Here is a 19,745-nt window from a genome sequence, read left to right as displayed (position 1 = left end):
AGGTACCGCGCCGGGAGCGCCGGGCCATGCCCGGCGACACCCGGGTCACGATCAGCCCAGAATTCCCGGCAGATCCAGCCGCTTCTCCTTCGCGCACTCGATCGCGATGTCATACCCCGCATCGGCGTGGCGCATCACGCCGGTGGCCGGGTCGTTCCACAGCACACGACCGATGCGCTTGGCGGCCGCCTCGGTGCCATCGCAGACGATGACCATGCCGGCGTGCTGCGAGAAGCCCATGCCCACGCCGCCGCCGTGGTGCAGCGATACCCAGGTCGCACCGCTGGCGGTGTTGAGCAGCGCGTTCAGCAGCGGCCAGTCGGAGACTGCGTCGGAACCGTCGGCCATGGCTTCGGTTTCGCGGTTCGGCGAAGCGACGCTGCCGCTGTCCAGGTGGTCGCGGCCGATCACCACCGGCGCCTTCAGCTCACCGTTGGCGACCATTTCGTTGAAGGCCAGCCCCAGCCGATCACGGTCACCCAGGCCCACCCAGCAGATGCGCGCCGGCAGACCCTGGAACTTGATCTTCTCGGCGGCCATGTCCAGCCAGCGGTGCAGGTGCGGGTTGTCCGGAATCAGCTCCTTCACCTTGGCATCGGTCTTGGCGATGTCTTCCGGATCGCCACTCAGCGCGGCCCAGCGGAACGGGCCGATGCCGCGGCAGAACAGCGGACGGATGTAGGCCGGGACGAAGCCGGGGAAATCGAAGGCATTGGCCACGCCTTCTTCCAGCGCCATCTGCCGCAGGTTATTGCCGTAATCGACGGTCGGCACGCCCAGTGCGTGGAAGCCGAGCATGGCGCGGATGTGGTTGGCCATCGAGGCACGCGCGGCCTTTTCCACTTCCTTCGGCGCGGAAACCCGCTTCTCGTCCCATTGTTCGACGGTCCAGCCCTGCGGCAGGTAGCCGTTCACCGGGTCGTGCGCGGAGGTCTGGTCGGTCAGCAGGTCCGGCTTCACGCCGCGCTTGAGCAGTTCGGCCAGCACATCGGCAACGTTGCCGAGCAGGCCCACCGATTTCGGCGTGCCCGCCTTGCAGGCTTCATCGATCAGGCGCAGGGCTTCGTCCAGGTTGTCGGTCCAGGTGTCCAGGTAGCCGGTGCGCAGGCGCATGTCGATGCTGCTCCTGCGGCACTCGACCGCCAGGCAGGACGCACCCGCCATCACTGCCGCCAGCGGCTGAGCGCCGCCCATGCCGCCCAGGCCGCCGGTGAACAACCACTTGCCGGTGAGATCGCCGCCGAAGTGCTGGCGGCCCATTTCCACGAACGTCTCGTAGGTGCCCTGCACGATGCCCTGGGCGCCGATGTAGATCCAGCTGCCGGCGGTCATCTGGCCGTACATGGCCAGGCCCTTCTTATCCAGCTCGTTGAAGTGGTCCCAGTTGGCCCAGCGCGGCACCAGGTTGGAGTTGGCGATCAGCACGCGCGGCGCATCGGCATGCGTGCGGAACACGCCCACCGGCTTGCCCGACTGCACCAGCAGGGTCTGGTCATCGTCCAGGCGCTTGAGCGTTTCGACGATGGCATCGAAGCTCTCCCAGTCGCGCGCGGCGCGGCCGATGCCGCCGTACACCACCAGTTCCTGCGGCCGTTCGGCCACGTCCGGATGCAGGTTGTTCATCAGCATGCGCAGCGGTGCTTCGGTCAGCCAGCTCTTGGCGTTGAGCGTGGTGCCGGTCGGTGCGGCAAGGGTGCGGGACGGGTCGTTGCGGGTCATGCGGCGCTCCGGTTCGTAGCAAATTCAAGGCAGGCATTGAGCACCTGCGCCAGGGTGTGGCGCAGCGGTGCGGCGTGGTCGGGATCGAGCGGGGTGGGCCAGCTGTGCTCGTCCACCTGGTCCGGCAGGGGTTCGTGCATGTAGCCGCGACAGGCCAGTTCCATCTGCAGGCTGTGCACGCCGCCGGCCACGTTGCTGTAGTGGCGGGTGATCCAGCCGCCCTTGAAGCGGCCGTTGCGCACCTGGCTCATGCCGCTGATCTTCAGCAGGTTCTCCACCACGTCGCTCAGTGCGTTGTCGCAGGAGGTATCCGGTGCGCCGGACGGACCGGCGGTGCCGAGATTGAACTGCGGCAGTTCACCGTCGAACAGGTGTGGAATGTGCGAGCGGATCGAGTGCGCGTCATACACCACCACCGTGCCGTGACGTGCGCGCAGCCGCGCGATCTGCGCGGCCAGCGCGTCGTGGTAAGGCGCGAAATAGGTGTCCCGACGGCGCGCGATCTCCGCTTCGTCCGGCTCGCGCCCGGCGTGGTACAGCGGCTGGTTGTCGAAGGTGGTCAGCGGGCACAGGCCGGTGGTGTTCTGGCCCGGGTACAGCGATACCCCGCTGGGATCGCGGTTGAGATCGATCACCGAACGCGAGATCGCCGACCGCACGGTGGTCGCGCCCATGCCGCGTGCGAAGTCGTACAGTTCGTGCACCCACCAGTCGGCGTCGCGACGCGCCAGCCATGGCGAGTGATAGTCGCCGATCAGATCGTGCGGCAGCTCGCTGCCGGTATGCGGGAAGCTGACGATCAGCGGGGCATCGCCCTCGTGCACCGTCAGCCATTCGGGGTGGGCATTCATGCCTGCGGCTCCACGGTCGGAAGGACAGCTTCCAGGCCCCGTGCCAGCGCGCCGCTGCGCACGAGCGAGGTGGCAACCACCATGTCCGGGTGGAAGTAGCGGTCGTCCTGCAGGGTCGGCACCTGCGCGCGCAGGGTGGCGCGTACGTTCTCCAGTGCAGCGCTGGAGCGCAGCGGCGCATGGAAGTCACAGCCCTGTGCGGCGGCGAGCAGTTCGATGCCGATCACATTGGCCGCGTTCTCGGCCATCTGCATCAGCCGGCGCGCACCGTGCGCGGCCATGGACACGTGGTCTTCCTGGTTGGCCGAGGTCGGGATCGAATCCACACTGGCCGGATAGGCCCGCTGCTTGTTCTCGGACACCAGCGCGGCGGCGGTCACCTGCGGAATCATGAAGCCGGAATTCAGGCCGGGGCGCGGGGTCAGGAAAGCCGGCAGGCCGGACAGTGCCGGATCCACCAGCATGGCCAGGCGGCGTTCGCTGATCGAACCGATCTCGCACACCGCCATCGCCAGCATGTCGGCCGCGAAGGCCACCGGCTCGGCGTGGAAGTTGCCGCCGGACAGCGCCTCGCCGGTGTCGGTGAACACCAGCGGATTGTCGGACACGCCGTTGGCTTCGATTTCCAGCGTGGTGGCGGCCTGGCGCAGGATGTCCAGTGCCGCACCCATCACCTGCGGCTGGCAGCGCAGGCAATACGGATCCTGCACCCGCACGTCGTTGTCGCGATGCGATTCACGGATGCCCGAGTCCTGCATCAGCGTGCGCAGCGTGGCGGCCGTGGCAATCTGTCCGCGCTGGCCACGAATGGCATGGATGCGCGGATCGAACGGTGTATCCGATCCCTTCGCCGCTTCCACCGACAGTGCGCCGGTGACCAGCGCGGCCTGGAACACGGTCTCGATCTCGAACAGGCCGGCCAGTGCATAGGCGGTGGAGAACTGGGTGCCATTGAGCAGGGCCAGGCCTTCCTTCGCGCCCAGTTCAACCGGCTGCAGGCTGGCCCGCGCCAGTGCGTCCCGGGCCGGCAGCCGCTCATCGCCGATGAAGGCTTCGCCCACGCCCAGCATCACGCTGGCCAGGTGCGAAAGCGGTGCGAGGTCACCCGATGCGCCGACCGAGCCCTGCGCCGGCACCACCGGCAACACGCCCTTGACCAGCATCGCCTCCAGCAGCAGCAGCGTCTCCTCGCGCACACCGGAAGCCCCCTGGGCCAGGCTGACCAGCTTCAGCGCCATCATCAGCCGCACCACGCTGGCGGGCATCGGCTCACCCACGCCTGCGGCGTGCGAAAGAACGATGTTCCGCTGCAGCGTGGCCAGGTCCTCGCGCTCGATGCGCACGCTGGCCAGCTTGCCGAAGCCGGTATTGATGCCGTACACCGGCGCACCCTTGGCGACGATGGCAGCCACGGCGGCGGCACTGGCGCGTACCACCGGCAGCGCCGCCGGATCCAGCGCAAGCGGCGCACCGCGATAGACCTGTCGCCACTGGGCGAGGGTGACATGGCCGGGGCGAAGAACCAGGGTGTTGCTCATGTGTTGCTCCAGGAGGCAGGCAGGTCGGGCTGACCGCGCACCACGCGCGCGTGCAGCGGGTTGAATCCAATGCGGTAGACCAGGTCGGCGGGCGCGTCGATGTCCCAGATCGCCAGGTCGCAGTCCATGCCCACGGCCAGGCGCCCGATGCGGTCGCCATGGCCCAGCGCACGCGCTGCTTCGCGGGTGAAGCCGGCGATGCACTCGTCCACCGTCAGGCGGAACAGGGTCGCGCCCATGTTCATCGCCAGCAGCGGGCTGGTCAGCGGCGAGGTGCCCGGGTTGCTGTCGGTGGCCAGTGCCAGCGGCACACCCGCTGCACGCAGCGCGGCAATCGGCGGCGGGGTGGTATCGCGGGTGAAATAGAACGCGCCCGGCAGCAGCACGGCAACGGTGCCGGCCGCCGCCATCGCGGCGATGCCGGCGTCATCCAGATGTTCGATGTGATCGGCCGACAGCGCGCCGAAGCCGGCGGCAAGCTCTGCGCCGTGCTGGTTGCTCAACTGCTCGGCATGGATCTTCACCGCCAGTCCGTTCGCGCGTGCGGCGTCGAACACCTGCCGCGCCTGCGCAGGGGAGAATGCGATGTTCTCGCAGAACACGTCCACGGCTTCGGCCAGGCTCTCGGCCGCGATGGCCGGAATCATCACGTCGCAGACCTCGTCGATGTACTCCTGCGCCTGGCGGCCCGGGGGAACCGCATGGGCGCCCAGGAAGGTCGGCACCACATTCACCCGGCATTCCTCGCCCAGCGCGCGTGCGACCTGCAGCTGCTTGCGCTCGTCGTCCAGGGTCAGGCCGTAGCCGGACTTGATCTCGATCGTGGTCACGCCCTCGGCGCGCATCGCCAGCAGGCGAGGACGGCTCTCGGCGGCAAGCTGGGCTGGCGTTGCGGCGCGGGTGGCGCGCACGGTGGAGACAATGCCGCCGCCCGCGCGGGCGATGTCGGCATAGCTCACACCTTGCAGGCGCTGCTCGAATTCGTTGGCGCGGTTGCCGGCGTAGACCAGGTGGGTGTGGCAGTCGATCAGGCCGGGCGAGACCCAGCGGCCTTCGCCGTCGATGCGGGTGGTCGGCTGCAGATGGGCATCGCTGCCGGCCGGGCCGACGTGGACGATGCGGCCGCCCGCGCAGGCCAGCACGCCGTCACGGAGGACACCCAGGCCCTCACCGTCGAGGGTGATCAGATGGACGTTGGACCAGAGGATATCGACATGCATGGCATCCACACTGCGGCTGTGCTTATATGTCTATACAATATAGGTGTCCATTTCGGGTTGTCCAGCCATGTCCGATTCGCGTTCCCCGTCCTGTTTCCATGCCGCCCACGCCCTGCTGGCCGATGGCTGGGCCCGCGATGTCCGCCTGCAGGTGCAGGCGGGGCGCATCGCCGCGATCGATGTGGGGCAGCCCGCGCAGGATGGGGATGCCCGGGTCGGCATCCTGGTGCCGGGCCTGCCGAACCTGCACAGCCATGCGTTCCAGCGCGGCATGGCCGGCCTGACCGAGATCGGGGGCGGCGACGGCGACAGTTTCTGGAGCTGGCGCGAACTGATGTACCGCTTCCTTGCCCGCCTGCGCCCGGACGCAGTGCAGGCCATCGCTGCCCAGGCATACATGGAGATGCTGGAAAGCGGCTTCACCCGTGTCGGCGAGTTCCATTACCTGCACCACGATACGGAGGGGCGGCCCTACGCCGACCGGGCCGAGATGAGTGCGCGGATCGCGGCGGCGGCCGACCAGACCGGTATCGGCCTGACCCTGCTGCCGGTGTTCTATGCACATGCCGATTTCGGTGGCGCGCCGCCGAATCCGGCGCAGCGTCGCCTGATCCACGACGTGGACGGTTTCGCGCAGCTGCTGGACGCCGCCAAGCCGGCACTGGCCGCGCTGCCGGACGCGGTGCTCGGCATCGCGCCGCACAGCCTGCGTGCAGTCACCGGCGAGGAATTGAGTGCGTTGCTGCCGCTGACCGACGGCCCGGTGCACATCCACATCGCCGAGCAGGTGCGCGAAGTCGACGCCTGCCTGGCGTGGAGTGGACAGCGTCCCGTGCAGTGGCTGTACGCGCACGCCGAGGTGGACGCGCGCTGGTGCCTGGTGCACGCCACCCACATATCCGATGACGAGCGCGCCTCCATCGTCGCCAGCCGGGCCGTCGCCGGCCTGTGCCCGATCACCGAAGCCAATCTGGGCGATGGCCTGTTCCCGATGCAGGCGTTCGTACGCGAAGGCGGGCGCTTCGGCGTGGGGTCCGATTCCAACGTGCTGATCGATGCGGCCGAGGAACTGCGCCTGCTCGAATACGGCCAACGCCTGGCGCTGCGTGGGCGCAACGTGCTGGCTGCCGATGCCAGCCGCAGCAGCGGCAGATTCCTGTTCGAGGGCGCGCTGCACGGCGGCGCACAGGCATTGGGCGTGGCCGCAGGTCTGCAGGTCGGGGCCAGTGCCGACCTGCTCGAACTGGACGCCGCACACCCCGCGCTGCAGGCGCGACGGGATGACGCATGGCTTGACAGCTGGGTGTTCGCCGCACGTAATGGCGCGCTGCGATCGGTCTGGCGCAATGGCCGCCAATGCGTGGCCGAAGGCCGCCACCTCCAGCGCGAGGCGATCACCACCGCCTTCGCTACCGCCCTGCGCGGCGTGCTGGGCTGATCGCTTCCCGCCATCGAGACCTGTCACGTGAAGGCCAGCAAGTCCGCCACGCTCAACCAGCGCATCCGCAGCGACCTGGAAAGCCGCATTCTCAGCGGAGAGTGGGCGCCGGGTTTCCGCATCCCCTATGAGCACGAACTGATGGAGCAGTACGGCTGCTCGCGGATGACCGTCAACAAGGTGCTGACCGCGCTGGCCGAGAGCGGCATGATCGAGCGTCGCCGCCGGGCCGGTTCGTTCGTCGCCCGGCAGCCACCGCATCTGGAACAGGTGGCGCTGGAGATTCCGGACATCGCGATGGAGGTCGGCTCGCGTGGCCACCAGTACGGGTACCGGCTGCTGCAGCGCGAGCTGCGCCTGGCCGACGCCGGCAATGCCGGTGAAGTGGAGCTGGCCGGCAGTGAAATGCTGCTGGCGATGCGCTGCCTGCATCTTGCCGACGGCCGCCCGCTGGCGCTGGAGCACCGGTTGATCAGCCCGGTGGGTGTACCGGAGGTGCTGGAGGTGGACTTCAGCACCACCGCGCCGGGCAGCTGGCTGTTGCAGAACGTGTCCTGGACCCGGGCGCAGCACCGCATCAGCGCGTGGGGTGCGGACACGGCGTCTGCCCGCCTGCTGGACGTGAAGCCGGGCACCGCCTGCCTGGTGATCGAACGCCTGACCTGGCGGGGCGAACAGCCCATCACCCGCGTGCGCCAGGTGTTCCTCGGCGATGCCTGGGATCTGGTGGCCCGCTTCGCGCCCGGCGCGCGCTAGCGCGCACGCTTCCGCGCGTTCAGATCAATACGTCGCGCACTGCCGCCAGCGCACCGGCTCATCCACGCCGGGGCGGGCATTGAGCTGCACGCGCACCGTGCGCAGCGCGGGGTAGCGCAGGACCTGCGTGCAGACGCGCGGCCATACATCGTCAAGTTCGCCGGTGCGGTTGATCGCCAGGGTCTGCCGGGTCAGCCAGACGCCGCTGGCAATGCCGGGCTGGCCAGCCAGCGCCCGGGCCAGATCCGCCTGGTAACGGTCAAGGGTCGCCATATCCGGGTTGGGATCGCTGTGGCCATCGTCTGCCGGCGTGGAAACGGCAGCAGCAGGCGCCGCCGCTGCCGGTGCGGGCGCCTGGGAGACAGCGGCAGGCGCCGCGGCGGCGATGTCGGCGGAGGCAGGGGCGGTCACCGCCTGCGGCGCCGGTGACGCCAGGTGCAGGCCCTGCAGGCCGAGGCCGACCAGCAGGCCGACGGTTACCGAGGCCAACGCGGCAATGGCGATGCGACGCAGGGCCTCGTGGCGCGCAGTGGCGCGCACGCGCGCATCGATGTCGGCCGGCAGATAGGGCTGCAGCAATGGCCACAGGCGCGGGCCGTCCAGCACCTCCACGGCCTGCAGCTCGGCGGCACTGCGGCCATCGCGCTGGATCCGGCCTTCGGTGATCAGCACGCCGCCCTTGGCCCCGGCCAGCCGCGCTGCCGCGCCCAGTTCGTTCACCGCAGCGGTACCGATGCGATAGGCCAAGCCATGCTTGCAGGACACCCGCCAGGTATTGGGGCCATCGCTGAGCAGGAAATCGCTGCTGGGCTCGCGGGCATCCTCGGCAGGAACCTCCAGTTCGCGCAGGCCGCGCTGCTCGCGCAGCATCCGCTTGACCAGCGCGGAGAACTCCCGCCAGTGCATGCCGGCCAAGGCCTGCAGGCCCAGTTGCATCTCCTTCTGCCGCCGCTTGATCCACCACAGGTGAACGACGGCCAGGGAACAGATAAGCAGGGCCGACAGCAGGGCCAGAATCCAGGGAAGCATGCAGGGAGAGCGCGGAAGGGGCGAAAACGGAAGCAGACAGTGTAAAGCGCGCACTGCCTGGCAGGGTCAGGACGTTCCCCACAGCAAGCGTGATGGAACGCTCAGATCGGCGTTCCTCAGGCACGAAAAACCCGCCAATCCTGAAGCCGTGAGGGGAGGGAACAAACGGCAGGCGAAGCGATTGGCGGGTTGCTCGCGATTGTCAGGCAAATTTTATTGCATTGCAACAATCCATCGTCAGGGCACGCTGCCCGGCGACTGGTGGCTGCCCGGGGCCGGCGCATCGCTGCCCGAGGCCGCCCGCGTCTCCAGCTTGGCCAGGCGCGCATGCAGGGCGTCCAGGCGTGCCTCCAGCGCGGTGAGCTCGTCGGCGGTGGGCACATGCAGGCGCTTGAGCACGCCCTGCACCTGGTCGTCGAAGGCCTTTTCGACCTTGTTCCAGGTGCCCGAGGCCTTCTCGCGCGCCTCATCCAGCGAGGACTCGACGTTGTCACGCCATCCCGGGCCCTGCTCGCTGGCGCGCTCGCGGCGGCGGGCCTCCCAGGCCTCGCCTTCCTTCACCAGCCCATCGAAGAAACGGCTGCCTTCGGCCTGTGCCCGGCCCAGCGCACCCAGTCCGGCCAGCCAGACCTGCTGGGCCGAATCGCTCAGCTTGCGTGAGAAGCGTCCGGCCTGTTCACCAAAGGTGGCGTCGTCGTCGCGGCGGTCGTCGTTTTCGTAGCGGTTCATCGCACTTCCCGTGGGAGTTGGACCTGCCCCGAGAGTAGCGCGCGCCGCCGTTGCAGGGCCGTGACGGCCGCTGTCGTGGTTCAGCCCAGCTTTTCCTTCAGCACGCGCTGGATTTCGCTTTCGACCATGCCTTTCATTGCCGACAGCAGGAAGCCGAGCTTGGCGGTCACCCGCACGGCGCCCGGCTGCAGCTCGATCGCGCCGTCCACGCCGCTGCCGGAGAAATTCAGCACATCGGCGCTCCACGAGGACTTCAGGCCAAAGCGCTCGGCCAGCTTGGCGGCAACCTGTTCGATCGCCTCGCGCGCCTGTGCGTCGGGCAGGGCGTGGGCGTGGCGGACATCGATGGTGGACATGCAGGCTCCTGGCGCAGGGCGGGGTGATCAGAGAGGGCGAGCATTGTGCGCATCGATCGCGTCCGCGCCAAGCGCTCATCCGGGGTTCTTCTTCGATGCCGGCCAACCTGCTAGGCTGCGCCGCGTGCAGAACCTGCTTGTTCACTTCAGTCAACAACAACAGCCCGACCAGCCGCTGCGGCCCGGGGTGCAACGCATCGTGCGCCATGCCAACGGCAGCGTGCGGCTGGGCGAAGCAGGCAACGGCGCGTTGCTGCTGGCGCAGTTCTGCATGGATGATCGCGGCCTCTGGCTCCAGGTCGGCAACGGCATCCGCGGCATCCATGTCAACGGCCGTCCGGTACGGCGCATGGCGCTGCTGCGCGCCGGCGATGCGGTGTATGTCGATGGCGTGGAAATGGTCCTGCGGGGCGAAGCCGAGAGCCTACTGCAGGCGCCGTCACCGGACGGCGAGGATGCCGGCGACGAGCAGCGCCTGCTGCGGGGCGTCGGTGGCCTGCACCATGGCCGCAGTTTCACCTTGTCGCGCGCCCGCGTGATCGGCCGCGGCACCGAGGCCGACATCGCCATCGACGATCCGGCGTTCGCCGAACAGCACGCGCGCGTGGAAGTGCACGGCGATCGCGTCCTGCTGCGTGACCTGGGCAGCGCCGATGGCACCTGCGTCAACGGCGTGGCCGTGCGCCACTGCTGGCTGCAACCGGGCGACCAGGTGGTATTCGATGGCCAGCACCGTTTCGTGCTGGAAGTGCCGCGTGATCCGCGCCGGCGGCCGCTGGCGGCCGAGGATGAGTCCAGCCACGAGGCCGAACGGGCGCCTGCCGAGCCCCTTCCTCCGCGCCGGGTCCGCCGCTGGCCGTGGCTGCTGGTCAGCGCACTGCTGCTGGCTGCGCTGCTCAGCCTGCTGCTCTGGTTCGGCGCGCGCTGAGCCTGTCGTCTCCGTGCTTCGGGCAGGCGCCGGCCCAGGTCGGCGACTACCGGTGCAGTGCCGCGGGCGATGGATTCCGATGAAACCAAATTTCCCTTGCCGCGCAAGGCCGCAAGGCTGGTGCACTGCGGCATACTAGGGATCTTGCCCCACAGGTGTGACATGACGCGCGCGTTCAACTTCAGTGCCGGCCCTGCAACCTTGCCGGAATCGGTCCTGCGCCAGGCGCAGGCGGAAATGCTGGACTGGCACGGTACCGGCGCCTCGATCGTGGAAATGAGCCATCGCGGTGCGGAATTCATGTCCGTCGCCGCCGAGGCCGAGGCGGACCTGCGCCGCCTGCTCGACATTCCCGAGGACTACGCCGTGCTGTTCCTGTCCGGCGGCGCCACCACCCAGCAGGCGTTGATCCCGCTGAATTTCGCAAGCCCCGGCCAGCGTGCCGACTACGTGGTCAGCGGCCACTGGGGCAGGACGGCGGTCAAGCAGGCCGGCCCCTATGTGGACGTCAACATCGCTGGCAGCAGCGAGGACGGGGGCTACCGCGAGCTGCCCGCGCGCAGCAGCTGGCAGCTTTCGCCCGATGCGGCCTATGTGCACATCACCGCCAACGAGACCATCCACGGCGTCGAGTTCCGTGACGTGCCCGATACCGGCGATGTGCCGCTGGTGGCCGATTTCAGTTCGTCCATCGCCAGCGAACCGCTGGATGTGCGCCGCTACGGCGTCATCTACGCGGGCGCACAGAAGAACCTGGGCCCGGTCGGCATCGCGGTGATGATCATCCGTCGCGACCTGCTGGAGCGCAGTGGCCAGCCGCGCGCGGACATCTTCGACTACCGCTCGCACGTGGCGCGCGACTCGATGCTCAACACCCCGCCCACCTGGAACTGGTACCTGGCCGGGCTGGTGTTCAAGTGGATGCTGGCCGAAGGTGGCGTGGCCGAGTTCGCCCGGCGCAATGCGGCCAAGGCCGCGCTGGTGTACGGCGCCATTGATGCGTCCGGCGGCTTCTATCGCAATGAAGTCGCGCACGCGGCGCGCTCGCGGATGAACATCCCGTTCTTCCTGCCCAACGCCGACCTCGATGCGCGTTTCGTCGCCGAGGCCAAGGCCGCCGGGCTGCTGGCGCTGAAGGGTCACAAGGTGGTCGGCGGCATCCGTGCTTCGCTGTACAACGCCATGCCGCTGGCGGGTGCGGAGGCGCTGGTCGCCTTCATGGCCGACTTCCAGCAGCGCTACGGCTGAGCAATGAACGGCGCGCACCGTCGGGTGCGTGCCCACGCAACAGGGAATTCCGATGGCAAGCAAATCCAGCAAGAACGCGCCGAAGCAGGCCGCACCGGCCAAGGACAGCGCTGCGTCCAAGGGCACGTCCAAGGCCAGGGCTGCATCGACGCCGGCCCCCACCCAGGCGCCGCTGGCACTGGCCGACGTGCGTTCGAAGATCGACCAGATCGACCGCGACATCCAGCGCCTGATCGCCGAGCGCGCGCAGTTCGCCCACCAGGTCGGCAAGGCCAAGGGCAAGCTTGCCGCCGCCGTCGATTACTACCGCCCCGAGCGTGAAGCACAGGTGCTGCGCATGGTGGTGGACCGCAATGAAGGCCCGCTCAGCGATGAAGTGCTGGTGCACGTCTATCGCGAGATCATGTCGGCCTGCCTGGCCCAGCAGGAGCCATTGAAGATCGGCTACCTCGGCCCGGAAGGCACCTTCAGCCAGCAGGCCGTGCTCAAGCATTTCGGTCGCTCGGCGCTGGGCCTGCCGTTGGCCAGCATCGAAGAAGTCTTCCAGGAAGTGGAAGCGGGCAACGCCGATTTCGGCGTGGTGCCGGTGGAGAACTCGGGGCAGGGCACCATCCAGATCACCCTGGACATGTTCCTGACCTCCAACCTGAAGATCTGCGGCGAAGTGGAACTGCGCGTGCAGCAGTACCTGATGTCGCGCAGCGGCCGCATCGAGGACATCGAACGCGTCTACGGCCACCCGCAGTCGTTCATGCAGACCTCGGCGTGGATGCGCGCCAACCTGCCCAAGGCCGAGAAGATTCCGGTCTCCAGCAACGCCGAAGGCGCACGCCGCGCGCGCAACGCCGACGATGCGGCGGCCATCGGTGGCGAAAGTGCCGGCCACGTGTACGGCCTGAAGAAGGTGGTGACCAAGCCGATCCAGAACGATGCCGACAACACCACCCGTTTCCTGGTGGTGGGCCGCAACATCTTCCCGACCTCCGGCCATGACCGTACCTCGGTGCTGGTCTTCATCCATGACAAGCCGGGTGCGCTGTTCGACGTGCTCAGTCCGTTCGCGCGGCACGGCATCAGCATGAACCGCATCGAGTCGCGGCCTTCGCACCACGGCAAGTGGGAGTACGGCTTCTTCATCGACCTGGCCGGCCACATCGACGACGCGCCGATGCAGGCCGCGCTGGCCGAACTGGAAGCACACTCGGCGCAGATCAAGGTCCTCGGCTCCTATCCGGTGGCCGTGCCCTGATGCCTGCCGCGGTGGCCGCGGCCACCGCCCCTTGATGCACCGCCGGCCCGCCGGCGTCTACGGAATGATCGAACGATGAGCAACGCGCAACACTGGATCGCCCGCAAGGGCCAGCCGCTGCAGGGCAGCCTCACCATTCCCGGCGACAAGTCGGTTTCGCACCGTTCGGTGATGTTTGCCGCGCTGGCTGACGGCACCTCTCACATCGAGGGTTTCCTGGAAGGCGAAGACACCCGCGCCACCGCGCGCATCTTCAGCCAGCTGGGCGTGCGCATCGAAACCCCCAGCCCGTCGCAGCGCATCGTCCACGGCGTCGGCATCGATGGCCTGCAGGCGCCCAGCGCAGCGCTGGACTGCGGCAACGCCGGCACCGGCATGCGCCTGCTGGCGGGCCTGCTGGCCGGGCAGTCGTTCGACTGCACCCTGATCGGCGACGAATCGCTGTCCGGCCGGCCGATGCGCCGTGTCACCGGCCCGCTGTCGCAGATGGGGGCGAAGATCGATACCCAGGACGATGGCACGCCGCCGCTGCACGTGCACGGTGGCCAGGCACTGCACGGCATCGCGTTCACCTCGCCGGTGGCCAGCGCGCAGATCAAGTCGGCCGTGCTGCTGGCAGGCCTGTACGCACAGGGCGAAACCAGCGTCGTCGAACCGCACCCCACCCGCGACTACACCGAGCGCATGCTGTCCGCGTTCGGCGTGCAGATCGAGTTCTCGCCGGGCAAGGCGCGCCTGCACGGTGGCCAGCGCCTGCGTGCCACCAACATCGCGGTGCCTGCCGATTTTTCCTCGGCAGCGTTCTTCCTGGTGGCCGCCAGCATCATTCCCGGCTCCGAGCTGCGCCTGAAGCAGGTTGGCCTGAACCCGCGTCGCACCGGCCTGCTGCATGCACTGCGGCTGATGGGGGCGGACATCACCGAAGAAAATCCAGCCGAGCAGGGCGGCGAGCCGGTCGCTGACCTGGTGGTGCGCTACGCGCCGCTGAAGGGCGCGCGCATTCCCGAAGCGCTGGTGCCGGACATGATCGATGAATTCCCGGCCCTGTTCGTCGCCGCCGCCGCCGCCGAAGGCCAGACCGTGGTGAGCGGCGCAGCAGAGCTGCGGGTGAAGGAATCGGATCGCCTGGCAGCGATGGCCACCGGCCTGCGCGCGCTGGGCATGCAGGTGGATGAAACCGAAGACGGTGCGACCCTGCATGGCGGCACGCGTCTGGGCAGCGGCACCATCGAAAGCCACGGCGACCATCGCATCGCCATGGCCTTTGCCATTGCCGGCCAGATCAGCGACGGCGAAGTACGGATCAACGACATCGCCAACGTGGCCACCTCGTTTCCCGACTTCGACGGCCTGGCACGCAGCGCCGGATTCAACCTCTCAGATCATCGGTAGTGCCCGGCCAGGCCCGCCGAATCGGTAGCGCCGGGCCATGCCCGGCGAGCAGGCATCAGACGTGCAGATAAAATGACGGAGGCCGAAGCCTCCGTCGAACATCACGAACCCCTCGTCCGCGATCAACGCTGCTCGGTACGGAAATCCACCGGGACCCGCACCACACTGGCCACAGCACGGCCATCCTGCATGGCCGGCTGGAACTTCCAGTTCTGCACCGTGCGCAGGACCGCACGATCCAGGTCACGGCTGCGTTCGCCACTGCGCGACACGATCGCGGCATTGGTGACGTTGCCGCGGGTATCCACATCAAGGCTGGCGATCACGCTGCCCTGCACACCGTTACGAAGCGCAGCTGCCGGATAGTCCGGCTTGCTGTTGCTGGCGAGCGGGCGCGCCTCGCGGTTGCGCACCGCCGGCACTGCCTTGCGCTCGCTCGTGGCCGGCGTGGCCTGTCGTGCGGCAGGCGGTGCCGTTTCGGCAACAGGCGTCTGTTCGGTGGCTGGCAGCATGCGCTCGCCGACCGGTGCAGGCGCCACCTCATCCGGTCCGAAATAGCGCAGCCAGAGCAGCGCGGCCGCGAACATCGCCACGATCAGCGCGACCCACAGCCAAGGCGATGTGGCCCGGCGCGGCGTACCGTCCTGCTGCATCTGCGGCGAATGAAGGTCTTCATGGGTGGTGACAGTCATCGCAAACTCCTTACGTCGGTTGACGACGTGCCGAGTGTTGCCCGAGGCCACGAAGAAAAGTGTCAGTGTTGCGTCAACGCAACCGGGAGGGTTCAGTTTGCCTTCCGGTATGCGTTCAGTTACTGCGTCTTGAAGTCGAACGGCACTTCAATGGTGCCCGGCACCGCCTGCCCGTTGCTCTGCGCCGGGGTGAAGCGCCAGCGGCGCACCGCGTCGGTCGCTGCGCGGTCCAGGTCACGCGAGCCGCTGCGCTGGATGACGGTGACGTTGTTCGGATAGCCCGTAGCGTCCACCTCTACCCGCACCACCACACTGCCGGTTTCGCCCGCACGCAGTGCGGCGGCTGGATAGGCCGGCGGCGGCGATTGGCCCGCGATCGGCATGGGCTGGCTGCCGCCACCGGCGACCGGCACGGTGCCGGGCGCAGCGGGTGCCGGTTCAGCCATTGCAGGCGGCGGGGGCGGAGCGGTTTCCACCAGCTTCGGGGCGTCTTCCGGTGCCGGCGCCGGCTTGGCGTCGGGCATGTCGCTGGACCCGGCTGCCGCCGGCAGGGGTTCCGGCAGAGGCTCCACCTGGGCGGTTTCCTGCGGCGTCTGTGCCGCAGGGTCGGCGCGGAAGAATTCCTTGTCGCGGCCGGTCAGCCAGACCACCACGAACAGCAGCACCCCCACGCCGAAAGCGATGCCGGCGATCTTCAGGGCGTTGCGCGGAATATGCACAGTGAACGACTTGGCGGACGACGAGCGGGGTGCAGACATGGACCGGACCAGTACGGAATAGCCCGATTCTGCCACGGCCCGAATGAACCGGGCGGCAGAAATCCGCATAACAGGCGATAATCCCGGTCCTGACACCCACCACGACACCTGCCATGCTTGATCCAGCCCTGCTCCGCCACCAGCCCGCCGACCTCGCCGAACGCCTGCGCACCAGCCGCGGCTTCGAGCTCGACGTGTCTGCCCTGGAGTCCCTGGAGGCCGATCGCAAGCGCATCCAGGTGCGGACCCAGGAGCTGCAGAGCCTGCGCAACAGCCGCTCCAAGGCCATCGGCCAGGCCAAGGCCAAGGGCGAGGACGTCTCGGCCATCATGGCCGAGGTCGCCGCCTTCGCCGACGAACTGAAGGCGTCGGAAGTGGCGCTGGACGAGCTGCGCGAGAAGATCGAAGCAATCTCGCTGGGTATTCCGAACATTCCGGCCGACGACGTACCGGCCGGTGCCGACGAGAACGACAACGTCGAGCAGGCGCGCTGGGGTACCCCGCGCCAGTTCGATTTCAAGGTGCTGGACCACGTCGAACTGGGCGCCCGCAACGGCTGGCTGGATGGCGAAACCGCCGCCAAGCTGTCCGGTTCGCGCTTCACCGTGCTGCGCGGCCCGATCGCGCGCCTGCACCGTGCGCTGGCCCAGTTCATGGTCGATCTGCACACGGGCGAACACGGCTACGAGGAAACCAACGTACCGCTGCTGGTCAACGCCGAATCGCTGCGCGGCACCAGCCAGCTGCCGAAGTTCGAGGATGACCTGTTCAAGACGGCCGTCGGCGAGTCCACGCGCTACCTGATCCCCACCTCGGAAGTGCCGCTGACCAACATCGTGCGCGACGAGATCATCGACGCCGAGCGCCTGCCGCTGCGCATGACCGCGCATTCGATGTGCTTCCGTGCCGAGGCCGGCAGCGGCGGCCGCGACGTGCGCGGCATGATCCGCCAGCATCAGTTCGAGAAGGTCGAGCTGGTCTCGATCTGCCAGCCGGAAGACAGCGAGGCCGAGCACCAGCGCATGACCCGCTGTGCGGAAGTCGTGCTGGAAAAGCTGGGTCTGCCGTACCGCAAGGTGCTGCTGTGCACCGGCGACATGGGCTTCGCGGCGGTGAAAACCTACGATCTGGAAGTCTGGCTGCCGTCGCAGGAAACCTACCGCGAGATCTCCTCGTGCTCGAACTGTGGTGACTTCCAGGCCCGCCGCATGCAGGCGCGCTGGCGCAATCCGGCCACCGGCAAGCCCGAGCTGGTGCACACCCTGAACGGCTCGGGCGTAGCGGTCGGCCGCGCGATGATCGCGGTGATGGAGAACTACCAGAACGCCGACGGCAGCATCACCGTGCCGGAAGCGCTGCGCCCGTACATGGGTGGGCTGGAAACCATCGCCTGACAACCGGCTCAGGTGGGTGCCATGCTTGCATGGCACCGAATCCACGCATGGCGTGGATCTGCAATGCGGCTACATCCACGCCTTGCGTGGATGAGCCCCGCGATCACTCCACAACCCGCACCTTCTCCAACGGCACCCATCCCGCTTCGCCCGCCTCGGGCATGCACCACGCCCAACCATTCAGTGTGCGCAGCCCGCGCAGCCTCTGCCCCGGATTCACATCCAGCTCCCGCGCGCAGTAATCCGCGGTGGCAAACGCGTCACCCTGCGTATCGCGACCGATCACCGGTGCCGGCACGAATCCAGGCTGCTGCCCCTCGGCCTGGCACAGGAACCCGTCCTCCCAGCCCTCCGGGCCTTCATAGCGCTCGCCTACCACCAGCGCCTGGCCGCGGAGCAGGGTGATCGGGTGTGGGAATTCGCTGCGGTGCGTGGTCGTCACGATGTAGTTCATGGCCCACTGTACCGTCTCCGCCGGGCATGGCCCGGCGCTATCACACCGTTCGGGTACGGCCCGGCGTCAGCACACCGATCGGGTAGCGCCGGGCCATGCCCGGCGGGCGGGAACCGGGCCACAAAAAAACGGCCCCGCATTGCGGGGCCGCCGGGGTGGGCCGGGAGGGGGGAGGGGAATCCCGGCCCGCGTTCAACGCCCAGACGAGGAGAGAGGGGCGCTGAACGCTGGAACGCGTTACGCCGCTGCCGCTTCCGCCGCCTCATGCGAGGGCAGCGCAGCCAGTGCACCGGCAATGGCATCTTCGCGGTGCTGCGGCGAGTAGGCGATGCCCTCGGCACGCACGAACTCGACCTCATCGATGCCCATGAAGGCGAACACCTGGCGCAGGAACGGCTCCTGGAAGTCGGCCGGCGAATCGGTGTAGATGCCGCCACGGCTGCTGGCGATGATCACCCGCTTGCCACCGGCCAGACCCACCGGGCCATTCTCGGTGTACTTGAAGGTGCGGCCGGCCACGGCCACGCGGTCGATCCAGGCCTTCAGGGTGGACGGGATGCTGAAGTTATACATCGGCGCGCCGATCACCACGACATCGGCATCGAGGAACTGCTGCATCACCTGTTCAGCATCGGTCGCCTCGGCCGCATCGGTCTTGGCCAGCGAGCTGCTGCGCAGATGCGGTACCGGATTGGCGTCAAGATCGCGATAATCGACCTGCAGGCCGTCGATCTGGTCCTTGAACCGGGCCACCACCGCCGCCGACAGCTGGCGGGAGACGGAATTGTCGCCAAGCACGCTGGCGTCGAGATGCAGAAGCTTCATGGCAGTCACCTATGTTCTGGAAGTAGGGGGCGGGGTTTGCCGCCGACGGAGAGAACGATAGGTTGTTGCAAAGGCGGAATAAAGATGGTTGAATGCCACGTATTGTTCTAGATATGGAACTCGGGCATGCATGACCTGAATGATCTGTACTACTTCGCGATGGTGGTCGACCACGGCGGGTTCGCCGCGGCCGAGCGCGCCCTGGGCATCCCCAAGTCGCGCCTGAGCCGCCGCATCAGCCAGCTGGAGACCGACCTGGGCGTGCGCCTGCTGCAGCGCTCCACGCGCCGCTTCGCGGTCACCGACGTCGGCACCAGCGTGCACCGTCACGCCCAGACCATGCTGGCCGAAGCACAGGCCGCACGCGAAGTGGTGGACCGCCTCAGCGCGGAGCCGCGCGGCGTGGTCCGGGCCAGCGTGCCGGTGTCGTTGGCGCAGATGCAGCTGCCCAAGCTGCTGCCCAAGTTCCTGGAGCAGTACCCGAAGGTGCGGCTGCAGCTGAACATCAGCAACCGCCGCGTGGACATCATCAACGAAGGCTACGACGTGGCCCTGCGCGTGCGCTCGCGCCTGGACGACGACGGCAGCCTGGTGATGCGCAGCTTCGGCCAGGTGCAGGAACTGCTGGTGGCCAGCCCGAAGTATCTGGACCGCGCCGGCCGCCCGAAGGAGCCGGAAGAGCTGACCCAGCACGTCACCCTCAGCATCAGCGAGGACGAGGCGCGCCAGCGCTGGGAACTGCATGGCCCGGAAGGCGAAGTGCGCCGGGTGGACCTGCAGCCGCGCGTGGCCGGCTTCGACTTCCCGCTGCTGCAGAGCATGGTGAAGGACGGCTTCGGCATCACCATGCTGCCGGAAACCGTGTGCGCCGATGCCGTGCGCAATGGCGAACTGGAGGTGGTGTTGCCGGACTGGTCGCTGCCGCAGGGCGTGTGCCACGCCGTGTTTGCCTCGCGTCGGGGCCTGCTGCCGGCGGTGCGCGTGTTCATCGATTTCCTGGCCGAGCACCTGCCGCCGCAGCTGGAGGCCTCGCGCCTGCATTGCGATGGCGCCTGCGAGAAGGCCAAGGAGCGCATCAAGGCCAGCGCGCTGGGTGCGCTGGCGGTGGATGCGGGCTGAGCCTGGGGCGGTAACGCCGGGCCAGCCCCGGCCGCGACGACGGTCTTGGG

At 68.2% G+C, this 19,745-nt stretch carries 19 protein-coding genes; 8 read left to right on the top strand and 11 right to left on the bottom strand.

Features of this window, described 5'->3' with window-relative positions; genetic code table 11:
• Positions 1 to 51: 51 nt before the first annotated feature.
• From hutU to hutI, 4 genes are read right to left on the bottom strand one after another with little or no spacing between them, the layout of a single operon-like run.
• Positions 52 to 1,719 carry a urocanate hydratase gene (hutU, locus tag ACZK08_RS12530; protein ID WP_478452212.1) on the bottom strand — a complete coding sequence of 556 codons (1,668 nt, stop codon included), beginning with the start codon at positions 1,717 to 1,719 and terminating at the stop codon, positions 52 to 54.
• Positions 1,716 to 2,570 (bottom strand): N-formylglutamate deformylase, encoded by an 855-nt coding sequence (gene hutG, locus ACZK08_RS12525; protein ID WP_065176028.1) that lies wholly within the window; start codon positions 2,568 to 2,570, stop codon positions 1,716 to 1,718. Before hutG ends, hutU begins: the two co-directional genes overlap by 4 nt.
• A complete protein-coding gene (gene hutH / locus ACZK08_RS12520; protein WP_065182884.1) occupies positions 2,567 to 4,108 on the bottom strand; it encodes a histidine ammonia-lyase in 1,542 nt (513 codons plus the stop codon). The genes hutG and hutH overlap by 4 nt, the downstream gene beginning before the upstream one ends.
• Positions 4,105 to 5,328, bottom strand: a complete 1,224-nt coding sequence (gene hutI, locus ACZK08_RS12515; RefSeq protein WP_065176027.1) for an imidazolonepropionase — start codon at positions 5,326 to 5,328, stop codon at positions 4,105 to 4,107. Before hutI ends, hutH begins: the two co-directional genes overlap by 4 nt.
• Positions 5,329 to 5,395: 67 nt before the next feature.
• On the opposite strand from hutI, the gene ACZK08_RS12510 reads away from it, so the two are divergent.
• The gene (locus ACZK08_RS12510) at positions 5,396 to 6,766 is read left to right on the top strand and encodes a formimidoylglutamate deiminase (RefSeq protein WP_065182883.1); all 1,371 of its coding nucleotides are present in this window, start codon (positions 5,396 to 5,398) and stop codon (positions 6,764 to 6,766) included.
• 27 nt (positions 6,767 to 6,793) lie between these two features.
• The gene (gene hutC, locus ACZK08_RS12505) at positions 6,794 to 7,522 is read left to right on the top strand and encodes a histidine utilization repressor (RefSeq protein WP_053515504.1); all 729 of its coding nucleotides are present in this window, start codon (positions 6,794 to 6,796) and stop codon (positions 7,520 to 7,522) included.
• A gap of 24 nt (positions 7,523 to 7,546) precedes the next feature.
• On the opposite strand, the gene ACZK08_RS12500 is transcribed toward hutC, so the two are convergent.
• The 3 genes from ACZK08_RS12500 to ACZK08_RS12490 all read right to left on the bottom strand — a co-directional run bounded on the left by ACZK08_RS12500 (position 7,547) and on the right by ACZK08_RS12490 (position 9,636).
• A complete protein-coding gene (locus tag ACZK08_RS12500; RefSeq protein ID WP_053515506.1) occupies positions 7,547 to 8,551 on the bottom strand; it encodes a restriction endonuclease in 1,005 nt (334 codons plus the stop codon).
• A gap of 237 nt (positions 8,552 to 8,788) precedes the next feature.
• Entirely contained in the window at positions 8,789 to 9,280 is a 492-nt protein-coding gene (locus ACZK08_RS12495) for a phasin family protein (RefSeq protein ID WP_053515508.1), read from the bottom strand.
• Positions 9,281 to 9,360: 80 nt separating this feature from the next.
• Positions 9,361 to 9,636, bottom strand: a complete 276-nt coding sequence (locus ACZK08_RS12490) for a polyhydroxyalkanoic acid system family protein (RefSeq protein ID WP_053515509.1) — start codon at positions 9,634 to 9,636, stop codon at positions 9,361 to 9,363.
• 124 nt (positions 9,637 to 9,760) lie between these two features.
• On the opposite strand from ACZK08_RS12490, the gene ACZK08_RS12485 reads away from it, so the two are divergent.
• The 4 genes from ACZK08_RS12485 (at position 9,761) to aroA (ending at position 14,453) form a co-directional block, all read left to right on the top strand.
• Positions 9,761 to 10,564, top strand: a complete 804-nt coding sequence (locus tag ACZK08_RS12485; protein ID WP_065176024.1) for an FHA domain-containing protein — start codon at positions 9,761 to 9,763, stop codon at positions 10,562 to 10,564.
• 162 nt (positions 10,565 to 10,726) lie between these two features.
• Positions 10,727 to 11,812, top strand: coding sequence for a 3-phosphoserine/phosphohydroxythreonine transaminase (serC, locus tag ACZK08_RS12480; RefSeq protein WP_053515512.1), 1,086 nt, complete (start codon positions 10,727 to 10,729; stop codon positions 11,810 to 11,812).
• Positions 11,813 to 11,864: 52 nt separating this feature from the next.
• Entirely contained in the window at positions 11,865 to 13,061 is a 1,197-nt protein-coding gene (gene pheA, locus ACZK08_RS12475) for a prephenate dehydratase (RefSeq protein WP_065182882.1), read from the top strand.
• A gap of 75 nt (positions 13,062 to 13,136) precedes the next feature.
• Entirely contained in the window at positions 13,137 to 14,453 is a 1,317-nt protein-coding gene (gene aroA / locus ACZK08_RS12470) for a 3-phosphoshikimate 1-carboxyvinyltransferase (protein ID WP_053515516.1), read from the top strand.
• A gap of 122 nt (positions 14,454 to 14,575) precedes the next feature.
• On the opposite strand, the gene ACZK08_RS12465 is transcribed toward aroA, so the two are convergent.
• Both ACZK08_RS12465 and ACZK08_RS12460 read right to left on the bottom strand, forming a co-directional pair.
• Positions 14,576 to 15,145: an energy transducer TonB gene (locus ACZK08_RS12465; protein ID WP_065182881.1), complete on the bottom strand. Its 570-nt coding sequence runs from the start codon at positions 15,143 to 15,145 to the stop codon at positions 14,576 to 14,578.
• Positions 15,146 to 15,264: 119 nt separating this feature from the next.
• Positions 15,265 to 15,903 carry an energy transducer TonB gene (locus ACZK08_RS12460; protein ID WP_053515537.1) on the bottom strand — a complete coding sequence of 213 codons (639 nt, stop codon included), beginning with the start codon at positions 15,901 to 15,903 and terminating at the stop codon, positions 15,265 to 15,267.
• 113 nt (positions 15,904 to 16,016) lie between these two features.
• Between ACZK08_RS12460 and serS the strand changes: the two genes are divergently transcribed.
• The gene (gene serS / locus ACZK08_RS12455; protein ID WP_065176021.1) at positions 16,017 to 17,297 is read left to right on the top strand and encodes a serine--tRNA ligase; all 1,281 of its coding nucleotides are present in this window, start codon (positions 16,017 to 16,019) and stop codon (positions 17,295 to 17,297) included.
• A 103-nt stretch (positions 17,298 to 17,400) separates the two neighbouring features.
• Here serS and ACZK08_RS12450 read toward each other — a convergent pair whose 3' ends face one another.
• Both ACZK08_RS12450 and ACZK08_RS12445 read right to left on the bottom strand, forming a co-directional pair.
• Entirely contained in the window at positions 17,401 to 17,751 is a 351-nt protein-coding gene (locus ACZK08_RS12450; RefSeq protein WP_065182880.1) for a ligand-binding protein SH3, read from the bottom strand.
• 237 nt (positions 17,752 to 17,988) lie between these two features.
• Positions 17,989 to 18,576 (bottom strand): FMN-dependent NADH-azoreductase, encoded by a 588-nt coding sequence (locus ACZK08_RS12445; protein ID WP_053520354.1) that lies wholly within the window; start codon positions 18,574 to 18,576, stop codon positions 17,989 to 17,991.
• A gap of 126 nt (positions 18,577 to 18,702) precedes the next feature.
• Between ACZK08_RS12445 and ACZK08_RS12440 the strand changes: the two genes are divergently transcribed.
• Positions 18,703 to 19,695 carry a LysR family transcriptional regulator gene (locus ACZK08_RS12440; protein WP_053520355.1) on the top strand — a complete coding sequence of 331 codons (993 nt, stop codon included), beginning with the start codon at positions 18,703 to 18,705 and terminating at the stop codon, positions 19,693 to 19,695.
• Positions 19,696 to 19,745 lie beyond the last annotated feature (50 nt).

The organism is Stenotrophomonas sp. 112478_Sma (assembly GCF_056479905.1).
Note: the sequence above shows the minus strand (reverse complement) of the source record. Positions and strands in the feature narration are given on the sequence as shown.

Excerpts from the sequence above, each read along its gene's own strand:
- ACZK08_RS12440 (WP_053520355.1), top strand. The coding sequence starts at position 18,703 with ATGCATGACCTGAATGATCTGTACTACTTCGCGATGGTGGTCGACCAC.
- aroA (WP_053515516.1), top strand. The coding sequence starts at position 13,137 with ATGAGCAACGCGCAACACTGGATCGCCCGCAAGGGCCAGCCGCTGCAG.
- pheA (WP_065182882.1), top strand. The coding sequence starts at position 11,865 with ATGGCAAGCAAATCCAGCAAGAACGCGCCGAAGCAGGCCGCACCGGCC.
- ACZK08_RS12460 (WP_053515537.1), bottom strand. The coding sequence starts at position 15,903 with ATGTCTGCACCCCGCTCGTCGTCCGCCAAGTCGTTCACTGTGCATATT.
- hutI (WP_065176027.1), bottom strand. The coding sequence starts at position 5,328 with ATGCATGTCGATATCCTCTGGTCCAACGTCCATCTGATCACCCTCGAC.
- ACZK08_RS12465 (WP_065182881.1), bottom strand. The coding sequence starts at position 15,145 with ATGACTGTCACCACCCATGAAGACCTTCATTCGCCGCAGATGCAGCAG.
- ACZK08_RS12450 (WP_065182880.1), bottom strand. The coding sequence starts at position 17,751 with ATGAACTACATCGTGACGACCACGCACCGCAGCGAATTCCCACACCCG.
- ACZK08_RS12490 (WP_053515509.1), bottom strand. The coding sequence starts at position 9,636 with ATGTCCACCATCGATGTCCGCCACGCCCACGCCCTGCCCGACGCACAG.
- hutG (WP_065176028.1), bottom strand. The coding sequence starts at position 2,570 with ATGAATGCCCACCCCGAATGGCTGACGGTGCACGAGGGCGATGCCCCG.
- hutU (WP_478452212.1), bottom strand. The coding sequence starts at position 1,719 with ATGACCCGCAACGACCCGTCCCGCACCCTTGCCGCACCGACCGGCACC.
- ACZK08_RS12510 (WP_065182883.1), top strand. The coding sequence starts at position 5,396 with ATGTCCGATTCGCGTTCCCCGTCCTGTTTCCATGCCGCCCACGCCCTG.
- ACZK08_RS12500 (WP_053515506.1), bottom strand. The coding sequence starts at position 8,551 with ATGCTTCCCTGGATTCTGGCCCTGCTGTCGGCCCTGCTTATCTGTTCC.
- ACZK08_RS12495 (WP_053515508.1), bottom strand. The coding sequence starts at position 9,280 with ATGAACCGCTACGAAAACGACGACCGCCGCGACGACGACGCCACCTTT.
- ACZK08_RS12445 (WP_053520354.1), bottom strand. The coding sequence starts at position 18,576 with ATGAAGCTTCTGCATCTCGACGCCAGCGTGCTTGGCGACAATTCCGTC.
- serC (WP_053515512.1), top strand. The coding sequence starts at position 10,727 with ATGACGCGCGCGTTCAACTTCAGTGCCGGCCCTGCAACCTTGCCGGAA.
- serS (WP_065176021.1), top strand. The coding sequence starts at position 16,017 with ATGCTTGATCCAGCCCTGCTCCGCCACCAGCCCGCCGACCTCGCCGAA.
- hutH (WP_065182884.1), bottom strand. The coding sequence starts at position 4,108 with ATGAGCAACACCCTGGTTCTTCGCCCCGGCCATGTCACCCTCGCCCAG.